26 protein-coding genes and 1 pseudogene are annotated in these 22,585 nt (G+C 55.2%); 8 read left to right on the top strand and 19 right to left on the bottom strand.

Annotated features, from left to right (window positions below):
* Position 1: 1 nt before the first annotated feature.
* The gene (locus tag GOW16_RS03740) at positions 2-505 is read right to left on the bottom strand and encodes a TRAP transporter small permease (protein WP_170410378.1); all 504 of its coding nucleotides are present in this window, start codon (positions 503-505) and stop codon (positions 2-4) included.
* A 64-nt stretch (positions 506-569) separates the two neighbouring features.
* Entirely contained in the window at positions 570-1,565 is a 996-nt protein-coding gene (locus GOW16_RS03735) for a TRAP transporter substrate-binding protein (RefSeq protein WP_170410375.1), read from the bottom strand.
* 168 nt (positions 1,566-1,733) lie between these two features.
* On the opposite strand from GOW16_RS03735, the gene GOW16_RS03730 reads away from it, so the two are divergent.
* Positions 1,734-2,771: a LacI family DNA-binding transcriptional regulator gene (locus GOW16_RS03730; protein WP_170410371.1), complete on the top strand. Its 1,038-nt coding sequence runs from the start codon at positions 1,734-1,736 to the stop codon at positions 2,769-2,771.
* Positions 2,772-2,774: 3 nt separating this feature from the next.
* On the opposite strand, the gene GOW16_RS03725 is transcribed toward GOW16_RS03730, so the two are convergent.
* Positions 2,775-3,791 (bottom strand): LacI family DNA-binding transcriptional regulator, encoded by a 1,017-nt coding sequence (locus GOW16_RS03725; RefSeq protein ID WP_170410368.1) that lies wholly within the window; start codon positions 3,789-3,791, stop codon positions 2,775-2,777.
* Positions 3,792-4,040: 249 nt separating this feature from the next.
* Between GOW16_RS03725 and GOW16_RS03720 the strand changes: the two genes are divergently transcribed.
* The 3 genes from GOW16_RS03720 to GOW16_RS03710 are packed head-to-tail and all read left to right on the top strand — an operon-like array spanning position 4,041 to position 6,177.
* Positions 4,041-5,015 carry a fatty acid desaturase gene (locus tag GOW16_RS03720; RefSeq protein ID WP_217354477.1) on the top strand — a complete coding sequence of 325 codons (975 nt, stop codon included), beginning with the start codon at positions 4,041-4,043 and terminating at the stop codon, positions 5,013-5,015.
* A gap of 27 nt (positions 5,016-5,042) precedes the next feature.
* The gene (locus GOW16_RS03715; protein ID WP_170410362.1) at positions 5,043-5,357 is read left to right on the top strand and encodes a MocE family 2Fe-2S type ferredoxin; all 315 of its coding nucleotides are present in this window, start codon (positions 5,043-5,045) and stop codon (positions 5,355-5,357) included.
* A 4-nt stretch (positions 5,358-5,361) separates the two neighbouring features.
* A complete protein-coding gene (locus GOW16_RS03710) occupies positions 5,362-6,177 on the top strand; it encodes a 3-methyl-2-oxobutanoate hydroxymethyltransferase (RefSeq protein WP_170410360.1) in 816 nt (271 codons plus the stop codon).
* A gap of 738 nt (positions 6,178-6,915) precedes the next feature.
* Here the strand turns inward: GOW16_RS03710 and GOW16_RS03705 are convergent.
* Positions 6,916-7,464 (bottom strand): hypothetical protein, encoded by a 549-nt coding sequence (locus GOW16_RS03705; protein ID WP_170410358.1) that lies wholly within the window; start codon positions 7,462-7,464, stop codon positions 6,916-6,918.
* Between the two features lie 411 nt (positions 7,465-7,875).
* Between GOW16_RS03705 and GOW16_RS03700 the strand changes: the two genes are divergently transcribed.
* Positions 7,876-8,910 carry an AraC family transcriptional regulator gene (locus GOW16_RS03700; protein ID WP_170410356.1) on the top strand — a complete coding sequence of 345 codons (1,035 nt, stop codon included), beginning with the start codon at positions 7,876-7,878 and terminating at the stop codon, positions 8,908-8,910.
* Positions 8,911-8,963: 53 nt separating this feature from the next.
* On the opposite strand, the gene GOW16_RS03695 is transcribed toward GOW16_RS03700, so the two are convergent.
* The 4 genes from GOW16_RS03695 to GOW16_RS03680 form a co-directional block, all read right to left on the bottom strand.
* Positions 8,964-9,149 (bottom strand): hypothetical protein, encoded by a 186-nt coding sequence (locus tag GOW16_RS03695; protein ID WP_170410355.1) that lies wholly within the window; start codon positions 9,147-9,149, stop codon positions 8,964-8,966.
* Between the two features lie 98 nt (positions 9,150-9,247).
* Positions 9,248-9,529 carry a hypothetical protein gene (locus tag GOW16_RS03690; RefSeq protein ID WP_170410353.1) on the bottom strand — a complete coding sequence of 94 codons (282 nt, stop codon included), beginning with the start codon at positions 9,527-9,529 and terminating at the stop codon, positions 9,248-9,250.
* A 222-nt stretch (positions 9,530-9,751) separates the two neighbouring features.
* On the bottom strand, positions 9,752-10,165 hold the full coding sequence (locus GOW16_RS03685) for a hypothetical protein (protein ID WP_170410351.1): 414 nt from the start codon (positions 10,163-10,165) through the stop codon (positions 9,752-9,754).
* Positions 10,166-10,305: 140 nt separating this feature from the next.
* Positions 10,306-11,232 (bottom strand): autotransporter outer membrane beta-barrel domain-containing protein, encoded by a 927-nt coding sequence (locus tag GOW16_RS03680; RefSeq protein ID WP_254429686.1) that lies wholly within the window; start codon positions 11,230-11,232, stop codon positions 10,306-10,308.
* A gap of 178 nt (positions 11,233-11,410) precedes the next feature.
* Here GOW16_RS03680 and GOW16_RS22660 point away from each other — a divergent pair.
* A pseudogene (locus GOW16_RS22660) lies at positions 11,411-11,527 on the top strand (ATP-binding protein); the annotation flags it as partial.
* A gap of 292 nt (positions 11,528-11,819) precedes the next feature.
* Here GOW16_RS22660 and GOW16_RS03670 read toward each other — a convergent pair.
* The 6 genes from GOW16_RS03670 to GOW16_RS03645 form a co-directional block, all read right to left on the bottom strand.
* Positions 11,820-12,293 (bottom strand): GNAT family N-acetyltransferase, encoded by a 474-nt coding sequence (locus GOW16_RS03670; RefSeq protein ID WP_170410345.1) that lies wholly within the window; start codon positions 12,291-12,293, stop codon positions 11,820-11,822.
* Positions 12,294-12,369: 76 nt separating this feature from the next.
* Positions 12,370-12,741 carry a VOC family protein gene (locus tag GOW16_RS03665; RefSeq protein ID WP_170410333.1) on the bottom strand — a complete coding sequence of 124 codons (372 nt, stop codon included), beginning with the start codon at positions 12,739-12,741 and terminating at the stop codon, positions 12,370-12,372.
* Positions 12,742-12,789: 48 nt separating this feature from the next.
* Entirely contained in the window at positions 12,790-13,467 is a 678-nt protein-coding gene (locus GOW16_RS03660; RefSeq protein WP_254429666.1) for a methyltransferase domain-containing protein, read from the bottom strand.
* A 29-nt stretch (positions 13,468-13,496) separates the two neighbouring features.
* Positions 13,497-13,916 carry a DUF6326 family protein gene (locus tag GOW16_RS03655; protein WP_170410329.1) on the bottom strand — a complete coding sequence of 140 codons (420 nt, stop codon included), beginning with the start codon at positions 13,914-13,916 and terminating at the stop codon, positions 13,497-13,499.
* Between the two features lie 62 nt (positions 13,917-13,978).
* Positions 13,979-14,635, bottom strand: a complete 657-nt coding sequence (locus GOW16_RS03650) for a DUF2306 domain-containing protein (RefSeq protein WP_170410326.1) — start codon at positions 14,633-14,635, stop codon at positions 13,979-13,981.
* A 34-nt stretch (positions 14,636-14,669) separates the two neighbouring features.
* Positions 14,670-15,290: a class I SAM-dependent DNA methyltransferase gene (locus tag GOW16_RS03645; RefSeq protein WP_170410324.1), complete on the bottom strand. Its 621-nt coding sequence runs from the start codon at positions 15,288-15,290 to the stop codon at positions 14,670-14,672.
* A gap of 189 nt (positions 15,291-15,479) precedes the next feature.
* Here GOW16_RS03645 and GOW16_RS03640 point away from each other — a divergent pair, with 189 nt between their 5' ends.
* Complete coding sequence (locus GOW16_RS03640; protein ID WP_170410321.1) at positions 15,480-16,394, top strand: LysR family transcriptional regulator; 915 nt, start codon at positions 15,480-15,482, stop codon at positions 16,392-16,394.
* Between the two features lie 211 nt (positions 16,395-16,605).
* On the opposite strand, the gene GOW16_RS03635 is transcribed toward GOW16_RS03640, so the two are convergent.
* The 5 genes from GOW16_RS03635 to GOW16_RS03615 all read right to left on the bottom strand — a co-directional run bounded on the left by GOW16_RS03635 (position 16,606) and on the right by GOW16_RS03615 (position 21,682).
* On the bottom strand, positions 16,606-17,238 hold the full coding sequence (locus GOW16_RS03635; RefSeq protein ID WP_170410318.1) for a tyrosine-type recombinase/integrase: 633 nt from the start codon (positions 17,236-17,238) through the stop codon (positions 16,606-16,608).
* A 219-nt stretch (positions 17,239-17,457) separates the two neighbouring features.
* On the bottom strand, positions 17,458-18,240 hold the full coding sequence (locus GOW16_RS03630) for a dimethylarginine dimethylaminohydrolase family protein (RefSeq protein WP_170410315.1): 783 nt from the start codon (positions 18,238-18,240) through the stop codon (positions 17,458-17,460).
* Between the two features lie 3 nt (positions 18,241-18,243).
* Positions 18,244-19,848 carry a 5-guanidino-2-oxopentanoate decarboxylase gene (locus GOW16_RS03625; protein WP_170410312.1) on the bottom strand — a complete coding sequence of 535 codons (1,605 nt, stop codon included), beginning with the start codon at positions 19,846-19,848 and terminating at the stop codon, positions 18,244-18,246.
* Positions 19,845-21,029 (bottom strand): pyridoxal phosphate-dependent aminotransferase, encoded by a 1,185-nt coding sequence (locus tag GOW16_RS03620; RefSeq protein WP_170410309.1) that lies wholly within the window; start codon positions 21,027-21,029, stop codon positions 19,845-19,847. The genes GOW16_RS03625 and GOW16_RS03620 overlap by 4 nt, the downstream gene beginning before the upstream one ends.
* Positions 21,026-21,682: a TetR/AcrR family transcriptional regulator gene (locus GOW16_RS03615; protein WP_217354476.1), complete on the bottom strand. Its 657-nt coding sequence runs from the start codon at positions 21,680-21,682 to the stop codon at positions 21,026-21,028. The genes GOW16_RS03620 and GOW16_RS03615 overlap by 4 nt, the downstream gene beginning before the upstream one ends.
* A gap of 77 nt (positions 21,683-21,759) precedes the next feature.
* Between GOW16_RS03615 and GOW16_RS03610 the strand changes: the two genes are divergently transcribed.
* Positions 21,760-22,557, top strand: coding sequence for an ABC transporter ATP-binding protein (locus GOW16_RS03610; protein ID WP_170410306.1), 798 nt, complete (start codon positions 21,760-21,762; stop codon positions 22,555-22,557).
* The last annotated feature ends 28 nt before the right edge of the window (positions 22,558-22,585 follow it).

Genomic DNA, 22,585 nt, shown 5'->3' with positions numbered 1-22,585 from the left:
GTCAGTCCTCCGGCATCCAGAGAACATCGATGGAATCCCGACCGCCCAGAGTCAGAACCACACGAACAAAGCAATAGAACACGGCAATCGAACAGGAGATCGGAACAATGATGAACACATAAGCCTGAGGCATCCCGAAGGGTTGCCACATGTTTTTGCCTGGCCCCGCGATCCAATCGATGGACAGCCAGACCAATGCCGCGTTCATCACTCCGACAAGGACAAGCCCTGCCACGTAGAAGGCCATTTTGACGTAGTAGGGCATCATGTCGATGAAGAATGTGATCGCGATATGCTCACGCTTCGTAATCGCCACGGCACCGCCCAAGGCCGAGGTGCAAAGAAACGCGATCTTGACCTGTTCGTCGACGCCGTAGATCGCCATGTCAAAGGGGCGCATCAGGACTTTGGTGACGACAATCACCAAAAACACCCCAAACAGCACGACCATCAGCGCTTCGATAACGCGCGTCAGTACACGGTCAATTGCAGAGAGCGTATCCATAAACCGGTTCCGTTAAGAAGCGAATCCGGGCGCAAGTAAGAGCGCCCGGAATTGCCGTTTCAGATCAGCCGCAGGACGCCGCTGCAGCACGGGCTGCGTCGATATCATCCATCGTGAAATGACCCGCGTCGATCATCTGTTGATAGACCGGCGCAACGGCTTCCTGGAAACCCGTCAGGGCTTCGGGCGTCAGTTCGTTGATCTCCATGTGCTTGCCGAGTTCGCCGACGATGTTCGTTTCAGCATCGCGATACAGCTTGTCCGACATCGCCATCGCTTCGACCGCAACCTCGTCAAAGGTGGCCTGAAGGTCTTCGGGCAAACCATCATACCACGCCTTGTTGACGATCAAAGGATCGGGGCCTGTCATATGGTTCGACAGCGTCAGATACTTTTGCACTTCGTGAATATTGAAGTCCCAGATATTTTGCGGCGGGTTATGCTGCCCGTCAATCACGCCCTGTTTGAATGCCTGATATGCCTCTGAAAACGGCATGGCGACCGGAACCGACCCGATGGCTGTGCCCGTGGCGATCATCAGATCAGATTGAGGTTCGCGAATGCGCAGACCTTGCAGATCAGCAACCGATGTTATTGGCTGAACGTTGTTGGTATAGGCCCGGAATCCTTGGCTGATACCGGTGGCAGGGATGTGATATCCGTTCGCCTCAGCACGGGCCTGAACGCCCTTGGTGAAGTCCGAACCGACCAGACATTCCATCTCATCCCAATTCGCGACGAGGAACGGCAACTGGTACAGGTTGAATGCCCCGGACGCGTCGGCAAAGAAACCGCCACGCGTGCCTTGCAGCAAACCGGCCGTCACCTGATCCATCATTTCACGCTCATTACCAAGCGCGGCACCAAAGAAATTCTCGACTTCGATGCGACCGTCCGTACGTTTTTCAAGTTCAGTCTTGAACCAGTCCATGGACTGCGAACGGATTGAGGTTTCCGGCTGCTCATTACCATATTTAAAGGTGAAGTCCGCCGCCAGTGCTGTACTGGCCGTCATTAATAGGCCGGTTACCCCGGCCAGTAATTTAGCTGTGTAGGTCATGTTATCCTCCCTGAACGGGACTCGATCCCGTTGCATGACGTTGGGATAAGCCCCCTTACAATTCGGCGGCAAGAAAAATTGCATCAAATGACGGGAATGATGGTTTTTGATGTTCTTAGAGGTTTATTTGAGGATGATTTTGATCGGGAATGATGTTAGCAGAGGCTTATGAGCGATGAAGCTGTAATAATCCCAAAGAAGGCACGTGTCTCCGAGATTGCGAGGATTGCGGGGGTCGGCACCGCTACGGTTGACCGGGTTTTGAACAACAGATCAAACGTAAAGCCTGAGACCCGCCAGCGGGTTTTGCAGGCCAAGCACGCGATCGAATCCGGCGCTCAATTGGACCAGCCTGCGCGACCCTGGCGGCTGAAGATATTTCTACCAGAGGAAGCCGGACCATCGACAGAATTTCTGGGCAACTGTTTTCAGAATGTTTTCACCAATGGCCGCGCCACTGTCGAGTGTGTCTTTTCCACGAAATTGGAACCATCAGTGTTGGCTCGAAAACTAAGAGCCTGCGCCGGGCAGGGAATTGATGCAGTTGGCTTTCAGGCTTTGGATGATCCGCGGGTTCGCGACGCAGTTGAAGAGCTGCACGGTTTGAATATTCCCTGCATACCTGTCGTCTCCGATCTGATCAGCCCTGTTCTGGGCCAATTTGTCGGGACGGACAACATGGCCGCAGGACGAACAGCGGCCTATTTTATGGGTCGAATGCTACGGCAATCCGGAACCGTCGGCGTGATTTCCGGCGAGCAACTATATCGCAACCATTCGGATCGCGAGATGGGGTTTCGGTCAGCCTTGCGAAGGGATTTTAGCCACCTCCGCGTTGTGGGCACCTATATCGGCCACGATGATGTGCAGGAAAATCGCGTGGTGGTGGGCCAGATGCTGGACGAACATCCCGGGCTGCTGGGCATTTATAACGTTGGCGGTGGCAACGAAGGCATTGTTGCGGCTCTGGCTGATCGCGATTTGACGGGAGAAATCATGCTGATCGGCCACAACCTTACGCCGAAGACGAGAAACTACCTGCTGGACGGATCAATGGATCTTGTCATTCATCAGAATATGCAACGGATCGCTGAACAAGCCGTTCAGACCCTGATCGCGACACTGGAAAACCGGCCCCATCAGGCTGAGGTCGTTCCAGTTGAAGTCATCACCCGTGAAAACATCAACGGCGCCACCTTCGGTTGATGCTCACAGGTTTTCAGATGTGCAGAGACCGAACGGAATAACTCCAACCTGTTCCTGAATTGGTTTTCCGGTCAGACACCGAGACATCATCTGTGTCACGCGATCTGCAACCTGATCCAGCGGGTTGTTAATCACCAAATCGATGCTGCCATCGGCAAGCGCGGCTTCGGTAACTGGTGTCCGTTCATGGCAGATGTAGACAACTTCCCGCGATTGCCCTGCCTCGCGCAGCGCTTTCAAGGCTCCAGTCACCCCGCCTCCGCAATGATAGATGCCGGAGAGGTCTTTGTTGGCCCGCAGCAATTCTGCTGTCGCTTCATATGCGACCGCGGCGTCATCCAGATACACCACAGAGTCTCGAAGAGGTTTCTGCGGTGCAAATTCGCGCATGTAGCTTCTGAACCCACTCTCAAGCGCTTCGTGCCCCAGATACCTGTGCGACCCGATAAGGATGCCAACCACGCCTTCGGTTCGATCAAGACGCGCCATCGCCCAACCTGCCGTCCGCCCCGCTTTTCGACTGTCGATCCCGACATAGGCAGTAACGTGAGGCGATGACAGGGGCGAGAGCAATGCAATGACAGGGACATCGGCGCTGGCGATCGCACGATTGATCTCCGGATGATCAATCGCAACCAAGCCTATGGCGTCTACCTTGCCGTGCATTTCGTCAATCGCAGTTGCAAGCTCGGACGGCGACAGACTTTCTACATACCGGACCACAACATTTGCCCGGATACTGCGCAACTGCTCTGCTTTTTGCTGCAACTCGATTGCCAATTCGCGATAAAACCACTTGCTTTCCTTTTGAAGAATAAAGCCCAACCGTTTAGCTGGAGCCATCTCCTCAACTCGGCGCCGCAACAATCCTGCCGAGCGATACCCCAACGCTTCTGCCGCTGAAAGAACCCGCGCAGTTGTCGCCGCAGAAACCGGCGCACGCGCATTCAGAACGCGGTCTACTGTTGCGACGCCTACCCCCGCCTTTTCTGCGACGTCTTTGAGTGTGACACGGGCCATAGCACGCTCCATGATAAAACGTATCATCTATTTTACAGAATATTCTGAGAGAAATGATAGAAAATATCACGACAGGTTTGACGATTCAGGCGCTCCTCGGTTCTGCTCGGCAACAGCAATGTAGAAAAGGAACCTGATGTGCTGCAGGACAATACCATTCCTTGGCGGGATTATTCGCTGACGGGCCGGGACAGCGGTCCAAGCTTTGCACCTAAACAGTGGTATTCTACTCCAGTCCCCCGGAAACGGATGAAGGAACTGATGAAGCGCCGCGATGCTCCGGCCCTGATCGACTACGGGATCTGGCTGGGATTTGTGTTGGCAACCGGTGCTCTGGTCATTCTGACCTGGGGTACGTGGTGGGCAGTGCCGTCTGTCATCCTCTACGGGGTGTTTTATGGATCCTGTGCCGACAGCCGTTGGCATGAATGCTGCCATGGGACTGTATTCAAAACGCCTTGGCTGAACACTGCAGCCTATCAGCTGGCCTCATTTATGTCGCTGAAAAACCCCTATCTTTGGCGGTGGAGCCATACACGCCATCACACGGACACGGTGATCGTCGGAAAAGACCCCGAGATTGCGTTTCCACGGCCTCCGCATCCACTCAACATCTTATGGAACATGCTGCATCTGCAATCTGGCTGGAATGAATTGAAGAAGATGTTTTGGTTGTCGGCTGGTCGTTTGACTAAAGATCAGAAAACCTTCCTCATCGAAGCCGACCGTTCTAAGGCGTTCTTGGCGTCGCGTGTTCACCTCGCAATCCTCGCGATGACATTTGCTTTGGCAATGGTGCTGCAATCATGGCTGCCCATTGTGCTGATCGGCGGACCGACGTTTTATGGTTCGTGGCTGCATCACTTGCTGGCATCTCTGCAGCATGCCGGTTTGGCAGAAGACGTCCCGGATCACCGATTGAACTCGCGAACCGTCTACATGAACTGGTTCTTCCGCTTCGTGTATTCGAACATGAACTACCATGTGGAACATCACATGTATCCCATGGTGCCGTTCTACAATCTCCCGGCCCTGCACGAAGAAATAAAAGTCGATTGCCCACCAGCTTACGCGGGAACAATGACCGCATTTCGCGAAATGCTCCCGGCCATTCTGATCCAGCGGCGCGATCCGTTCTACTTTGTCGACCGCAAGCCGCTGCTGCCCAAGGACGCTAACCCCAGCCCAGAATACACTCGGCCAACAGCCATAGCGGCCGAGTGACCCAATCCCCGGAATACAGGAAAGCCCATGACGAACTGGACCCGCGCCTGCGCTTGCGATGACATCGAAACCGAAGATCTAATCCGTTACGACAATGGCGATCGTACCTTTGCCATCTACCGAAGCCCCGAGGACGAATTTTACTGCACCGACGGCCTGTGCACCCATGAAGAAGTGCATCTGGAAGACGGTCTGGTCATCGATCATCTGATCGAATGCCCCATGCACAACGGCCAATTCGATTATCGCACCGGCGAGGCAAAGCGCTCACCCGTCTGTGTGAACCTGAAAACCTACCCCGTTAAGGTCGAAGACGGAGATGTCTTTATCGATATCGGGTGATGCCATGAAACGGATCTACGACTGGGACGCGAAGTTCTCACTTAGAAACTACACCGCTTCCGACCTTCGTGCGCTTAAGGGTATCCGCAAGCTGGTTCAGACGACGGCGAATACAACCGAAGAGGCAGCAGCCGCGAAAGATGCCGGAATTGATTTGATTATGGGCAATGCCCACAACACGCCCGCCGTGCGTCAAGGCGCGCCTGAATTGTTCTTCACAGCTGCACTTGGTCTTCCGGACTTTGCGACGGAAAGGGACGTGCTGACCGCCGCGTTTGCGGCCATGAAGGATGGTGCCGACAGCATCTACACGGCAAGAGGGCCGCACATTGTTGAACTTTTAGCGCGCGAAGATATCCCCGTGATGTGTCATCTTGGCCTGGTTCCTCGCAAATCCACCTGGCGGGGCGGCCTGCGTGCCGTTGGTAAAACTGCGGACGAGGCTATCGCGCTTTGGAATGCGTTCCGCACAATGGAAGATGCCGGAGCTTTTTCGGTAGAGGCTGAAGTTATCTGTGACCGAGTAATGGCTGAGATTTCCGCCCGCACATCTCTGATAACGTCCTCACTCGGATCGGGCCCCAGTGCAGACATTATCTACCTTTTTCAAAATGACGTATGCGGGGAGCAACCCGAAAGCCCGCGCCATGCGCGTGCCTTTGGCGATCTCGATTCACTGTATGAACAGATAAATCACCACCGCCGAGTCGCACTTTCGGCGTTCAGAGAATCTGTTGAAGAGGAGCAATTTCCAAGCCCAAGCGAATGCGCAACAATCTCAGACGCGGAGTTTGAAAGTTTTATTACACGACTAAAATAGTCTATTTGGCTAAGGAAAGTTGCACCCAGAACCACATTTTGAGAACCGGAATTATCACCCAACGATGACCGATGTACGTTGGTCCCCATTCGCGACGGGTAGCAAAGAATTTTGTAATCGCAGTGCAAGTACCTTTCCCGCCCGACCAGCAGGGCGTTGTCGTCGCAACCCGCCAGCAGCTGTCGTTCGAGCAACCGCAGCGAATTCGGACTTTGTCCGCGTTTTGTGAGTTCGATCGGTTTCAAGTTTCGCGTTCGCAGCGAATGCCCGGATCGAAGGGCCGCGCCGCAGCATCTCGACCTGGTGGTGGATGTCTCCTTTGGGCCGTTCCCATCTAAGAAAGGTTAGCCTGCCAACGAGATGGTGCGATCACGTCGAGCTGCTTCGAATCCCTGATCGAAAAATAAAGTGAAGCAAACCAATGTTAGTCAATCTGTGCGAGTGGTTTGAGGTATTTGCTTTTTTTGGTCAATCTCAGCAGAGTATTCGAATATTGAGTGCAAAGTAAGGAAAACCGACGTTCTCGAAACACGAAATATCGGCATGACACTGACTAGAAGATGGTTCCGAAGGTGTAGACGCCCCCGCTGGCCTCGATGTGCCATTGTGGGCGCCTTGTTTCTGGTTGCAACAGATCCCGTCGGACAGGCTTTCGTTTGGAACTGGAGTTAGGCCAACCCTAATACAGGGTGGCCTTTCTGTTTTGCAGTGGAGTATTTACCGATAATACCTCCAACTCTAGCCGCCGTTGTAGATTTCGTAGCACTCGACTGGGCCGATTCTGCCATCCAAACAAAGAATGTCATATATGCCCTCAATCGTACCCACAACCTCAGCCCCGTACCCTGCTGCAACCAGAAACAAGGCGCCAAGGAGGTATCGACCATCTTCTTCAACTTGACCTGGCAGCAGGCCCTCCTGAGTTGGTCCCCAATTCAGGTGCGTGCCGTTTTCGAATGCGTATCCAGCAGTATCAGTTCCGGTCAAACCAACATTGGACAAGTCCCAGCTCCAATTCGGATTTATTGCGGGATACTGTTGAGGAGAGTACCGGTTGTTTTGACCCAAATGGCGCTCTGACGGCATGTCGAAGCTAAAGCCAGACGATTGCGTGGCTTGAAAGGTATTGGCTATCCCATCAGCGCGATTGATTTTTTGCGAAGCTGATGAGTGAACTTTGGGCGCAAAACCGCGTTGGCCATGTTCGCGCAACGGACCAGCCGTGGATGTTCCAGCGCTCAGGATAATGGCAAATGCGGTGATGCATGTAATCAGTGTCTTTTTCATGTCGTGGTCCCTCTCGGTTGAGCGTGTCTGATACGCTGAAGATGGAACCAACTTGGCAATTTGCGGTTCTGGTTTATTGTGGTGGCACGTCAAGCTTTTGAGAAAAGCCTTCAAGTTGACGCCGGTTAGCTTGTCCTTCCAAGATGGAGAACACCCATAGCGTTTAGATTGGTGTGGCTAAATCCGTCTGCAAAACTGATGCTCTCCATTTTTGATTTCTTTGCGTTGCGGTTACATCTCCAACCTAGGAACACTGCGACTTTGGGTATTGTGAGAAGAGCTCAGGTTTTGTCATTTCCCGTCGGGTCGCGCTGATGCTGCTTGGCACGGCTGAGGCTCCCAGTTTAATATTTTCGGAAACAACAAAGCGCGGATTGCAAAAGGCGCATCAGTCTCGGGCGGAATTGCGGCATGAAAGAGAACCAAGTGAATTCTGACAGCCAATCCTGGAAGGTTCCGGGTTTCGGGGTGCATCACATCGCCAGGCTTCTGGACAACCGCGGCTCGGATATTATTGCGCTGCTGAGATTGGCCAATTTACCCGTTGATCTTCACCAAACACCCCCGAATTTTGTTGATGTCCGCAATGAGCTCCGCCTTTTGGAGCTTGCCATGGAAGAGACCAGAGATCCTTTGTTTGCGATTTCGGCGGGCAAGACATTCAACCCCAGAAAAACTACCCTTCTTAGCTATGTTGTCTTGAACTCGCCGACGGTTGGCGAGGCAATCGAAAAGGCCGTGAGTTATGCGCGCTTGGCGCGCGGCTTTGCCAAATTGTCGTTCTATGAAGAAGAGCGCGGCATGTTCTTGGAGATAGACTCTGCAGCCCAACTGATGCGTGCTGATGGCGCTCACAACGAGTTTCGGATTTCCGCATTCTTGACCAGTTTTCAAATTGCAGCCGAGGCGCCTTTGCCTGTCCTGGAGATACGGTTTCCGCATGAAGTGACCGAAGAAAAGCACTCTCAGATCTCGGATGCCTTGTCGGTCAAGGTCAAACAGAGCCAACGCGTTCCAGGTATCCTGTTCGACAAGGCAGTGATGGACATTCCGATCAAAGATACGGACCCGGCATTGCTGTTGCACCTTGAAACACATGTGCAAAACTTGATGAAGGACCTGCCCCCAGCCATCGGTGAAACAAGCTCTTTGGTGCTGGGCGAGATAACGTCGCGACTGTCTTTTAGCGCACCGACACAGGATGAAATTGCGAATACGCTTGGGATGAGTGTCAGCACACTTGGGCGCAAGCTTTCGAAAGAAGGAACGACCTACAAACAGCTGTTAAAGGATACACGACACAGGCTTGCAGAGCAGTATCTTGATGATCCCAAGCTCAGTCTTTCAGAGATTGCATTTGCGCTCGGGTATTCTGATCAGGCCGCGTTTACCAATGCCTACAAAAACTGGACAGGCCAATCCCCGGGGAGTGTTCGAGCGGGCTAAGGTGCCTGTCAGCTAAACGTCCTTTCAGGCACCCTTGTTAAGCTATTGCACGTCTAGGACCAAGCGTCCGAGCAAGAGTCGCAGTTGTCGGAGTTCGACAGCTCTACGTTCACATGAAAGCCGGAACTGGCAACATTGGTGGTTTGTTGAGTGTTTTCACTCAACGGACCCGCCATGGACATTCCAGCACTCAGAATGATGGCGAACGCGGTGACGGATGTAATCAGTGTCTTTTTCATATCTTGGTCCCTTTCGGTTGAGCGTGTTGATAAGCTGTGTGGGTGTTCAACTCGACAGTTTCTGCGCCCGAGATTCAGAGAATCTCAGGCCAGAACACCTATTGAAATACACTGTAGTCTCTAGACCACTGATAACTACCGCCGGGTCCTTTTGACGACAGAGTAGTTGGCTGTTCACCGGTTGCTGCATTGGCAGGCACTTTATTGGCTTGGTGATAATCGGCGGTCGTATCAGCGAAGTTGTCGGTTGGCGAAGTTGCCGGGCTAAGATGCTGCGCGTGCCCGTTGTGGCCATGGCCAATCGATGGGTGTGCCGAGGACATTCCAGCACTCAGAATAAGGGCGAACGCGGTGACGGATGTAATCAGTGTCTTTTTCATTTTCCTGGTTCCTTTCGTTTGAGCGTATTTGATACGCTGTGTGTGAAACCAATCTGGCAATCTGCAGCCCAGAATTATTGCGTTAGCACGTCATAGTTTTGAGAAAACACATCAAGCTAGCGCAGGTACTCTTTTCGATTCAGGGTAGAAGCAAAACGTTTTTGAACCGGGCACGTCCGTTGAGATCGTTCACACTGCTGGGTCACTTGTGACATCGCTGGCTTAGCGCACCATGTGTTTGACCACTGTACCAGCATCAATGTCCAAAACGTTTCTAAGGTTTGTTCGATCAAAGCTGAACTCAGGCACGTCGACGTAATGCACGTCAATAGTGATGTCACATTCTGTTCCTTTGTTCCCATTTGCCCAAAGGTCCGAGCATTCTTTAGACACTATTGAAGGTGCCCCGGAACTTCCTGCAGTCGACGTCGTACCCTGCAATTGCGTTATTGAAGCGTGGGGTTTTACGTCAATCATGTTGCCCTTCCCGTCAGAATGGAATGCTTGCGAAACCGTTGAGCGAACATCATGGGCCTGTGCGCGGGGGCCATGGCCATTCCGCGGTCCAGCCATCGACGTTCCAGCGTTCAGAATAAGGGCGAATGCGGTGACGGATGTGATCAGTGTCTTTTCCATTTTCCTGGTTCCTTTCAGTTAAGCGTGCTTGATACGCTGTGTGTGAAACCAATCTGGCTATCCGCGGCCCGGATTTATTGCGCTGTCTCGTCGAGGTTATGAGAAAAGACATCAAGCTCAGGCCAGAACCCTATTTCGCTTTAGAACTGAAGCTCGAAACCGATACTCCAGCCAAAGCTGTAGTCATCCGAACTGCTTCCCAATCCGGTTTCACTGGTGATCTCGGCATAGAGTTGCGAGTAGTCGGACAGAGGGACATTACCGCCTAAAGTCAGGGCGGCAGTGTTCTGACCTCGCTCGGTGAATACAGTGTTTTGCCCAAACACCAGCGAGGTTGCGTTGTTGAAGGTATGGTAATAATCGATTTGACCATGCAGCATCGAATTGTTTGCAAGGGCATGTTCTGCGCGCAGCCCGACCCGGGTCGTCACCGTGTCACCATCTACAAGGGAACCGATCCAACCACCATCGACCCGGTCAGGGACATCGTCCATGCCGATATCGCTGTACATAAATTGCATTTGCGGGGTGAGTGTCCATTCGTTCGGCAGTATGAACGATTTGCCCACTTCAACAGATATCTCATACCCACTGCCGTTGGCATCCACGGCGGCCCCGCCGTTGGGGCGTATCTGGCCGTCGAAATACCCGTAGCGAAGCTGGCCGTCGAAATAGAGCAGACTGTCTGCCACCCATAGCGCGCTAAGGGTGGCATCGTAAGCGTCGGCCGAGATATTGGCGCTCGCCCAGTTGGTCCCGACATTCGAGGACAGGCTACCGATGCCAAACTCCAGGCCGCCAAACAGCTGTCCGCCTGCGACCTCACCCAAAAGCAAATTCGCGCCATATTGCAGACTGCCGCTGTTCGTCGTCATCTCGCCTTCACCGACATCATAGCTGTCGCGTTTCCCATCGATCTCAACCCAGAGCGTTGGTCCTGAGGTTGCAGTCAACTCAGTAATCGCATGCTTGGCGGTGACGGCTTTGGAGCCATTGCTTTGCGCGGCACTGCGGACATTCTGAAGAAACCCGCTGAGGCTGTCACGCGACGGCGCAGCTATGGACATTCCAGCACTTGCGACAAGAGCGAACGCTGTAGCGGATGCAACCATCACCTTTTTCATCTTGTGATACCTTTCTGCCAAACGTGTTTGTTGCGCGGTGTGCAATCAATCTGGCAATACGCGGGTCAATTTTATTGCGCTGGCGGGTCAAGGTTTTGAGGAAAGGCATCAGGTTAACGCCGGTTCGCCGCGCCTCACCGGTGCCTTGCTCGACCGGCTGACCCACCATGTCAGCATTCTGGAGATGAACGGAGAAAGCTATCGCCTGGCACAGAGCAGGGCTCAGCAGAATTCCTAATACACAGAAAAGATTGGTCCTGGCGGACCAGTTGGAAATTGCTAAGCTAACACAAAGAATCCGCTGCTGGCCTATCTTCGGGCAGGCCAGTTTCATTTGTTTGCTTTTATTGGCAACGGTAGCAAAGTCCGCATCCTGTGAATTCGCAGAAGTCGGGATTTTACATTTGCAGCGAATGGCAGCAAAGCGGGCTGCGCCCGCAGAAAATCTGTGCCGTGCTGAATGTCGGCTAAGGGCCGCGAGTTACAACACACTCTGGAGCTGGCTATGTACCAGAAATCGGACAATGCTGTCACTCTGTCGCAAGTTGAAATTTGAGGAAGGTCGCGCCGTCATAATCGACTTCGCCAACCCGCCAAGCACCAAGTCTGTCGAGTGCCCGCAGGTTCGTGCGTGACGGTGGTAAAAGGAAGGTCACATACGGGATGCGTTCATCGGAAATAGCAAAGTCGATCGCCTTTCGCGAGATGCGCGGCCCGAGGCCAAACGTGTCGGGCCGCAAGACCAGTCCGAAATCCCACTCGACTCCTTCTTTTTGAAATCCACCCCAGCCGACATATCGGTCATCGGACAAAAATGCCCAATGTCCAAGTCCATCACGGCGCCAACACTCTTCCTTTTTGGCGACAAACCGCGCCACTGTCTCGGCATTCCAAGTAAATTTCAGAAGCGGCATATGCTCGGCCACACGAGGGTCGGACATGTGCGCCAAGATTTCGGCTGGGTCGATTTCCGACAATCGGACGAATTTTATTTCAGATCTCATTGCGGCGTCTTTCGATGTGCTCGTCGCTCATTGTCCTCTGAACGCGATATTTCAACAGCCAACTCTATGCCTGCTGTCACGCTGCGACATAGGCATTCAGTTTGTTGCCATCCAGATCCCGGAAATACCCTCCGTAGAAACCATGATCTCCGCGCGGGCCGGGGGGGCCCTCATCTGTTCCGCCAAGTTCGAGGCACTTGGCGTGAAGCGTATCGACGGCTTTTCTGTTGGTCATTTTCAAAGCGACCATCACCCCGTTTCCAACACTTGCCGGTTCCCCATTGAACGGACAAGCAAGGCATAACGCAGGCTCGGCCCGCGAGCGCCCCCATGCGGCCATATCGCCGTGTTTCCAAAGGCGGTTTGCGCCCACGCTTGAAAACAAGGCGTCGTAGAATTTCAGCGCGGCCTCGAAGTTGTTGGTTCCGAGGGTGACATATCCGATCATGCATGCTCTCCGTGATTCTGTGGGCGTTATTTTCTACTCTAAGCCCGGCTACAAAGGCGCCTGGGTTGCTGCGCCAGACCGCCTTGCAAGCAGGGTCGAGGCCGGACCATGGCTCGGAATTGCCCGCACTTCAAAATTTTCGAAACGCTCGATTGCCTGCATCAATCGGGAGCGGGACATAAACCGGCCAGTCCCGCGAAACAAAAGCGCTTGGCGCATTAGGCTGTCGGCAAAGCCACGGGCAGGCTCATCTGCGCAGAACGCGAGACAAAGCGCGCCGCCGGCTCGAACAACCCTGCAAAGCTCACTCAAAGCCAGATGGGGATCGGGGACGGTTTCCAAAGCCCAAGCACACGTCACAAGATCGAAGGTGCCATCCTCAAACGGCAAGGACTCCAACCGTCCTTGTATCTTTGGCACAGGAATGTCGGCGCAGCGCGCAAGCATGGCCACAGACGGGTCGAGAAGGGTCATCAAATTCGGCGGCATGCCCTCGGCAATCAATCTACGTGCCAGGTTGCCGGTGCCGCAGCCAGCGTCCAAAAATTTCGAATTCGGCAACGCAAGTGCACGCACCAGGCCTTCCAGGGCGGCCTGCGCCTCGCCGCCTGCATGACGCAGCCAGCGATGATGAAGTTTGTCATAGCGAGGTGCGAGTTTGTCATAAAGATCGACCGCATCGTCTAAAGGCGTTTCTGCCAACATCTCTTTAGTCCTATTACTCATTCATAGTGTCCGCGGTGCGCACACGTTTTTTACGAAGAACTTGCGTCGGATTGCGGCGCGGTGTGTTCGTGCTCGGGCCACGTCCATGCAGTCCAGAGAATTGCCATTAGAGCCACGATCTCGATAGCGAGGTGGAAGGTGTCATCCATGTCGGTGGGGGCCGAGGAAAGCAGCGTACCCGTCGTGACGATCACTGCAAGGAAGGTGACAGGGCGACCGATCCTGCGGGTTAGCAGGAGCGAAAAGAGCACCATCGCAATCGGCACCTGGACGAGGAAACCGCCGAGAAGCATCAGCCCTTCGGTGATCTTGATGCCGTTATAATGGCCTGTCAGCAGCATCTCGATATGGGACGCGAGAACAAACTGGTGAATGTCACGAAAGATGATGTTGAGCAGTATGAACAGCCACAGGGCCGAAAGAAGAATATGGGGATCGAGCCGTCTCATTTTGGTGTCTTCTTTCTGTGTTTCTGGAGTTTGCCGGTATCAGGCCGGGAGCACGATTGGGTTCAGATCACGGCACCGGATGTGCGCGTTGCAAAGGCGCGGGGGATCAGGAGTTCCGCAATCGCAAGGTTGATGGCCCACGCCCCAACCATCAGGAGGTCTCGCGAAAACCCCGACGGCTCAGTGTCAAAGAGGCCCATCGTGACCAGAAAGAGCGCGGTCTGCGTTGAGGCCCCTTGGCCGATGGCATAAGCGCGCAGCATCGCAGCGCGGTGCGCAGCGACGTTTCGCGACCGGATCGCGACGACGGCCCATGCGATGAGGGCGATCATCGCGAGGCTAAGCGTGACCCTCGCCCCATAAAGCAATGGTCCCTGCAGGGCGTCGGGAAATACGTAAGCTACGGTCATCCATAGCCCGGTAAGCGCGCTGACGCATCCCGCGGCCGCCACGATCCGCCCGAGGTTCCTGTGCAAGGCGGGGCGGTAGCGCCTCAGGCTCGGCAGAAACTGCACAGCCCCCACAAGGTAGAAAACTGAACTGCCGAGGATATGTAATGTGATCGGGAGGGGATCGATCACCGCACGCGAGTTCGGCGGTATGATCGCCGGAGCGCCGAAAAGTTCCGGAAGCCGGACCAGCCCGACGACTGCCGGAATGAAAGAGTAGAGGAACACGAGGGCAAGGAACGCCCATTCGCGACGGCTGATAAAGTACATGCTTCAGTCTCTCAGAATAAGGTGTCGGTCTGCCTCAGGCGGGCTTGCGGGCGACGATAAAGGGGCTCAGTCGGTTCTTTCCGAAGTACCGCGTCTGCTCGATTTCGAACCCGGCCCGGATCAGGTGCCGGGTCAATTCAGCGCGACTCAAGATGATCACATTAGGCGCGATCCGAAGGGCCATGAGCAAACGAACCATGGCTCGCATCCAGCGCGGCGCGTCCTTCAGACAAACCGTCTTTGATATGAAGTGACCGCCGGGTTTCATTTGGTGGAATACTGAATCCAGCACGGTCGGTATGTCATCCACCAGGTGAAGCAGGCTGAACGCGCAAGCGACCTCGAACGGTTGGCCAGGAATGTGTTGCGCCGCCTCCGCCTGAAGAAATTCTGGTGTTCCCGCGGCATCGCCACCTGATCGTGACCGGGCGATCCGGATCATCTCGGCAGAGAGGTCGGTTGCGGTCACATGAGCGACGACAGGGGCGATCTTCCTGGCTGTGCCGCCTGTGCCGCAGCCGATTTCAAGAACGCGATCGGTCGATCGAAGAAGCGCAGTGACGCATTCCAGCTTTTCTTCGTAGGCGGTGACATCGGCAATAGGTTTCTTGGCGTACTTGGGCGCATGCCGGTCCCAGAAGGCTTGGGCAGTCATGTCGGTTTCCTTTGCGCGTTGCACTTCAGGTTTGAAGCGGCGCGGATGCGCCAGTCGTAAGAAACTGCGGAATGCATTGTGTCGCTTTCGATTGCAGAGACCGGGCCAATCTCGTTTCGCATCCGGTATCATCCATGCGCTCATAAAAGGTCGATTGCTTAAATTCGTCCATCTGCTATACGCTCATGAATGAACTGGCAGGCCGTTTCCTTCGATTGGAACCAGGTACGCGCCTTCCTCGCGACAGCGGAGGAAGGCTCGTTCAGCGGCGCGGCGCGCGTGCTGAAGACAACGCAGCCGACGATAGGACGGCAGATCGGTGCGTTGGAGGAGGCACTTGGCGTCACGCTGGTAGAACGCAGCGTCCGTGGTCTTACCTTGACGGAAGCAGGGCGCGACCTGATTGATCACATGCGCACGATGGGCGAGGCTGCGACGCTCATTTCGATGGTGGCCGACGGTAAATCTCAGGATGTCACCGGAGAGGTCACGGTCACGGGAACGGACCTCTTGTCAGCAGCGATCCTGCCGGCCGTTCTCAAGCCGTTGAGACAGATGGCGCCGGGCATCCGCGTCCGCATTCTTGCGTCGAGTGAAATGCAGAATTTGACGCAGCGCGAGGCGGACATCGCGATACGCCACGTCCGCCCAGATCAGCCGGACCTGATCGCACGGCACTTGGGCGACTTTCGCGCCACTCTCTATGCCGCGACCGACTATCTCGATCGTGCAAGCCGCCCACGGACACCGCGCGATGTGGCTGCACTCGATTTCGTCGGCAATGCCGACCCCGAGCGGCTAATGGCCCCACTGCACAACATGGGCGTGCCCGTTCGCGCAGAGAGCTTCGTGATGTCGAGCGAGAGCGGTGTCGTCGCATGGGAATTGGTGAAAGCGGGCTACGGCGTCTCTATGCAGCCCGAAACGTTGGGCGAGGCTGAATCTGGCATAGAGAAGGTCTTGCCGGATTTCCCTTCGCTTGAGTTTCCAATCTGGCTGGTCACCCATCGGGAGTTACAGACCAGCCGTCGTATCCGGATCGTATTCGACCTGCTGGCCCGGGGTCTGTCAGACGTTGCGAAGCGCCGAAGTGGTGGCGATTAACAGGTGCAAAAGCGCCGAACCCGGAGCAAGTAAGGTCGCGTGGCAATAGTTGAAGCTGCGCTTGCACGAGTTCGTTTTGTCCGATGAGTGTACGTTAATGTTGGAAATGCTGCGCAATCGATCGACTTCCGCTTTGGGGAAGCTGCAATGCGGCAACTTATCTCGCGATGAACGGCTGGTTTGGGCCGCCCGCGAGAGCGACCCGTGAGCGTTAAATCTCAATCGCTTCGGCGATGGCCAAGGCATCCTCAAGTTCGACGCCGAGATACCGGACTGTACTGTCCATCTTAGTATGGCCAAGCAGAAGCTGAACAGCGCGTAGGTTTCCGGTCTTCTTGTAGATCTGAGTGACCTTGGTTCTCCTCATTGAATGGGTTCCGTAGGCGCTTGCTTCGAGGCCGATCGACGTGACCCAATCGCGGACAATCCGTGCATATTGGCGTGTCGAGATGTGCAGGCGTTCATGAAATCGGCCGGGCCAAAGGTATTCCGAACCGACCATCAGCTCATCTTCCATCCACTTCTCAACAGAGGCACGTGTGCCTTCTGATATCTCAAAGCGCACGGGTTTCTGCGTCTTGCTTTGAAGGACCGAAGCCCGTTCCTTAATCTGACCCGATGCCATAACATCGGCGACCTTCATCTTCACCAGATCGCAGCCGCGGAGCTTACTGTCGATTGCCATGTTGAAGAGCGCAAGATCGCGATGGTTTTCGGCAAGCTCGAGGCGAACTCGGATTGCCCAGACATGCTTTGGTTTCAGCGGTCGCTTCTGGCCAACGATGCGTCCTTTGTTCCAGGCTGGGCGAAGAGCACGAATGGCAGGTAAGTTTGGGGTTTCCATGGTTGATTCTCCGATCCGCCATGCCCGCCCACAACGACAACCCGACGTTGACCGGAAAATTTTATCACAGCATGCTGTGCTGCTTCCGAGGTCCGCGATGAGCCCAATATGTCGATTGCCGCGTGATCTACGGATGTCTGGTCAGTGGAACTAATTTGGACGGTTCAACTGTTTATTAGCTATAAGAACCCCAATGGCCAAAAGTCTGCGACAAACGCTTCAAAACCTTAACGAAAGACATGACATGCCACCGTCCAGCTTTGCACAGTCGGTATTGTCGATTTCAACGACCGAGTACCCTTCCTGATCCAACATCTCAGCTGTGCGCGGGAACCCAGCGGCCATCAACACCAAATTGTTGAAGCGGATTGCGTTGGCGGCTGCTTCTTCGCCGTCGGCTACATACAATACCCGGTAGCCTTCAAAGCAACCCGATGCATCCAATCGGCGGGTCGACAGGATTGTCTCGGCATCCATCAAGGAACAATCTGTCTTGAAGTGCAATACACCTTCAGGGGTGAACACCTCGCGCAATTTGTGGCCCCAGTCCGAAGTGATCTTAGCGAGTTCGGCGACACCTTTTGCATCTGTGCGGTCAGACCGACCCACGAGAATTTCGCGACCAGTCACAAGGATATCTCCGCCTTCAATATGGCCCGGACCTTTGATTTCGAGGACCGTTTCATAGCGTGTTTGAAGTGTCGGTGCCATTTCGGCCACTTCACCCATTCGCGAAGGTGCACCAGGCCGCATCAGCACTGCACCTTGAGGCAGGCAAAGGGCCGTATCTTCGACAAACTGTGCGTCAGGGAATGCGTCGAGGGGATCAAGTTCAATCACCTCAGCTCCGGTGCTTTTTAGTGCTGCTACGTAAGCTTTATGCGCCGCCACCATCCCGTCGAAATCTGGGTTGCCGATATCTTCTGCGCGCAATCCACCAGCAATGGTTGGGGCCGGGCGTCGGGTGATGGCGCGGGAAAATTCAAAGGTTGGGTCTGACATGTTTCAATCTTTCTGAGGTTCGAATGGCGCAGCGGTGACTTCGATCATTGCCGGCCCGCCCCGGGCGACAGTTTTGCGCAACGCCTGCGCGATGGTCTGCGGTTCGGGTGGAACCGTGGTGAATGGAATACCAAAGGACTTTGCCATTGCAGCAAAATCGGGGGGCGAAGGATCACATCCGATGACGGCCACGCCCACATCCTGCATCGACGTGGCAATTTCCCGGTACCCGTGATTGTTCCAGATCACGAAGGTAATCGGCAGTTTTTCGTCTACCGCCGCCATGATCTCAGGCGATGAAAATTGCGCGCCTCCGTCGCCAGTAATACATATCACCCGTGCGGTTGGATCGGCGATCGATGCGCCGATGGCTGCAGGTATCCCATAGCCGAGCGCGCCATAGCCCGTTGCTGCGTTGAACCAACCTCCGGCCCGGTCGTGGTCGTAGAAAAGATTGCCGGCATAAATTGGTTGGGTGGAGTCTCCGACCACCAGCGCATTCGGGGCCGCCGCGCGTATTGCATTCAGGATTTCTACTTGATGGCGATAGTCGGGACCAATTTCCTCCCAGACGGCGGCGCACGTTTTGCTGGCACGTTTCGCACCACCGCTTTGCTTTGCCTCATGCGGCAAAGCCTCAATCAGCGCCCGCACAACCACGTTAGCGTCACCTTGAATGGTGTGCGCTACCTTATGTCGTGTCAGTTGATCGCTGCACCGATCCACTCGGATCATGTTCGACATTTCCGCAATTCGGCCGGTCGCATACATATCATAGTCGGTGGGCCCCAGCTCGGTTCCCAAGGCCAATATGCAATCGGCACCTTCTATCAGCGCACGTACCGCATTCAGGCTTGGGCTGGCCGGTACCGTCAGAGGATGCCCGTGCATCAGGCCGCGCGCATTGACGGTTTGCACCACCGGCGCATCCAGCGTTGCGGCCAGAGCTTGCAGTCCGGCCTCAACTCGTTTTGCGCCACCACCTGCCAAAATGACAACATTTTTTGCTTCAGTCAGTTGCTTGGCGGCTTGTGTGATCAGTACCGGGTCAACAGGTGGTTCTGGATCGCGCGTCGCAGCGGGTGTTTCCTGATATTCAGCCGCTGCGATATCCAACGGAACCTCGATATGCACCGGCCCGGGGCGACCATTTGTGAGGCTGTGAAAAACGCGGTCTAAGACCGGGCCCAGAGCGTTTGTGTCCGAGACTTGTTCGGACGCCAGCGCAACAGTTTTTGCCAGCCCCAGTTGGTCAGGCAATTCATGCAGATGCCCCAAGCCCTTGCCGAGTGATGCGGTTTTATTGACACCGGACACCACAAGCATTGGAACTGAATCAGCGCGGGCCTGCGCCATCGGCGTCAGCGTATTGGTCAATCCGGGACCGGTGATCACAAAGGCCACACCTGGTTTACCCGACACACGGGCATAGCCATCGGCCATGAAACCCGCCCCCTGTTCGTGTCTGGGCGTCACATGTCGTATGCCCGAAACGGCAAGCCCTCGGTACAGTTCCACCGTGTGAACGCCCGGAATTCCGAAGACGCAGGTCACATCCCGCTGGTGCAGCCCGGCAACCAGAGCTTCGCCAATTGTCATACCTCTCATGCGACCTCGCGTGATTTGCTGTTGGCATGATCGATGATACGGGAAACCGCAGTACCAAAATCCGTGTCATTGATCGTCAAAGCGACCCGCACCCAGTCCTTCAAGCTGTCACCAAAGGCGGATCCCGGCATGACGGCCACCCCGGCCTGGAGCAGATCCCAGGCATAGGCTTCGCCATCCAGCCCGGTGGCAGAGACATTGATGAGTGCGAACATTCCCGCCTCGGGCCGGTGAACTTTCAGATCCGTTTCGGCTTCAAGACGATCGGCCAACAGGGTCGCGCGACCAGAGAATCGGGCGGCCATCCCGGGGGCAACCTCGGACCCGTCACGGATCGCCTTTTCGGTCATGTCCGCGATGAACGGTTGATTGCCAAAAAGCATGGTCTCGGAATAGGGCAGCAGCGCTTCGCAGAACGCGGCGGGCCCGACACACCAGCCACTGCGGAACCCCGGAGCGGCATGAGATTTCGAGATGGATGAAACGCCAATGACACGATCCGCCAGTTCCGGATCTGCCAATGGTGAAACAAATCGGGCACCGTCAAAGATCAGTTCTTCATAAACCTCGTCCGAGATGATCCACAAGTCACGCGCAATCGCCAGTTGCCCGATCTCGGCAATATCCGCGGCGGTCAGGATCGCGCCCGTCGGGTTATGCGGTGTTGTCAGAAGAATGGCGCGGCTGCGCGGAGTGATGCGGGCCGCGATATCTTCGGCCTGCATGCGAAACCCTTTCTCGGGCCGCAGCGGTACGGGCACCATCTCGGCCCCGGACGCACGAACAACACCTTCATAGGTCGCGTACATCGGATCGCCGACCAGAACTTCGTCGCCCGCCTCGGCGACCCCGGCCATGGCTGCGAACAGGGCGGTTTGCGTGCCGGGAAAGCACAGAAAATTCCCGGGCTCGAAAACCCGCCCGCGAGAGGCAGAATAGCGCGCAGCAAGCGCGTCAAGCAGCCCTGCTTCACCGCGCCCGTTGGAGTACCCTGTCCGCTGAGCCCGCAATGAGGCAACGGTGGCTTCGACCAGCGCGTCCGGCACCGGCACGTCCGGTTCTCCTATCGTCATTTCGACGATGTCCGCTCCGGCCTTGATAAGGTCGCGGGCTTTCAGATGTACGCCCCATTTGGCGCCACCCAAGCCCGCCAACCGTTCTGTCACCGATGTGGTCTTCATGACTGCTCCACCTCTTTGGTCAATGGAATCCCGACGATAGCGCTGACGGAATCCAAACCGATCCGCGCCAGCTGACCTTCGGAAAACGCATCCGGAAGCGCGCCCCCTTCAAGCCACAGGCCGTCGATCACCGCGTTGCAGGCGATGGCCAGTTGCATTGCCTCTGACACATCAACCGAACGCCCGGTTTCCTGCAATGCGGCGACGATCAGCTTCTCGAGGTGATCCCGAAAATAGTCATAGGTTCGCTGGTGAATGCGCTGCATTTTCGGGTCATGCTGCACCTTGTTCAGGAAACCCGCCCACAACGCCACGGCGCTTGGATCGACGATTGGCGGTCGCAGAGATGCGTCGACGAAGTTGGTCAACTGAGAAACCGCGCTTCCCGATCCTGACGACGCCGCTGTCTGGTCCGTCAGCGTATTCATGTGGTGTTCATACGCCGCCTGAACCAGTTCGTCCTTGGATGAGAAATAGTGCCGGATCAAACCTTGGGTCACGTTCGCGCGGGCTGCGATCTCGCGCACCGTGGCACCCCGAACGCCCATCTCGGCGATCAGGTCCAAAGTTGCCAGAATCAGCGCCTCGCGGCGAAACTCGGCAGACTCACGTTTGAATTTGCGGCTGTCGTCCTGCACGTCAGTGTCATCCATGGCACGGAGTTATTATACACTTGCATAATTGCGAGATTCGGGGCTTACTGCAAGCTGAAATCAGAAGAATCTTGGATATGGACACAGCCAAAGCCGTTTCACCCACACCCGAAACAACAACGCCCGACGAGGCGATCAAGGTTGAGGATCTGCACAAGTCCTTTGGCACGCTGGAGGTTTTGAAAGGCGTATCCCTGACAGCAAACAAGGGGGATGTTGTTGCCATTATCGGGGGGTCAGGCTCTGGAAAATCCACCATGCTGCGCTGTATCAACTTCCTGGAAACGCCGAATTCGGGAAAGATCACCATCGGTGGCGAACTAGTTGAAATGCACGCCGACGGTAGCCCGTCCAACCGGCGACAGATCGAACGTATCCGCACGCGTCTGGCCATGGTTTTCCAGCAGTTCAATCTGTGGACACACCGCACGCTTTTGGAAAATGTGATTGAAGTACCGGTGCATGTCCTGAAGGTGCCAAAGACAGAGGCCATTGCGCGGGCGCATGAACTCCTGGAAAGGGTGGGGCTCGGCGATAAGGCTGATACCTATCCCGCCTATCTCTCAGGCGGTCAGCAACAGCGCGCGGCCATTGCACGCGCGCTTGCGGTAGATCCGTCCGTCATGCTTTTTGATGAACCCACCTCGGCGCTTGATCCCGAACTGGTTGGCGAAGTTTTGACCGTGATCCGCGATCTTGCTGCAGAAGGGCGCACCATGCTGCTTGTCACCCATGAAATGAAATTTGCGCGCGAAGTTGCCAACCACGTTGTCTATCTCTTCGAGGGCCGCATTGAAGAGCAGGGTCCACCTGCCGAGGTCTTCGGTAATCCAAAATCAGAGCGATTGAAACAGTTCCTCAGTTCGGTCGCCTGATCCAGCAAAAACAACATAACGAACCAAA

Source organism: Ruegeria atlantica (genome assembly GCF_013033965.1).
In the GTDB taxonomy this organism is placed as follows: domain Bacteria; phylum Pseudomonadota; class Alphaproteobacteria; order Rhodobacterales; family Rhodobacteraceae; genus Ruegeria; species Ruegeria atlantica_D.
Note: the sequence above shows the minus strand (reverse complement) of the source record. Positions and strands in the feature narration are given on the sequence as shown.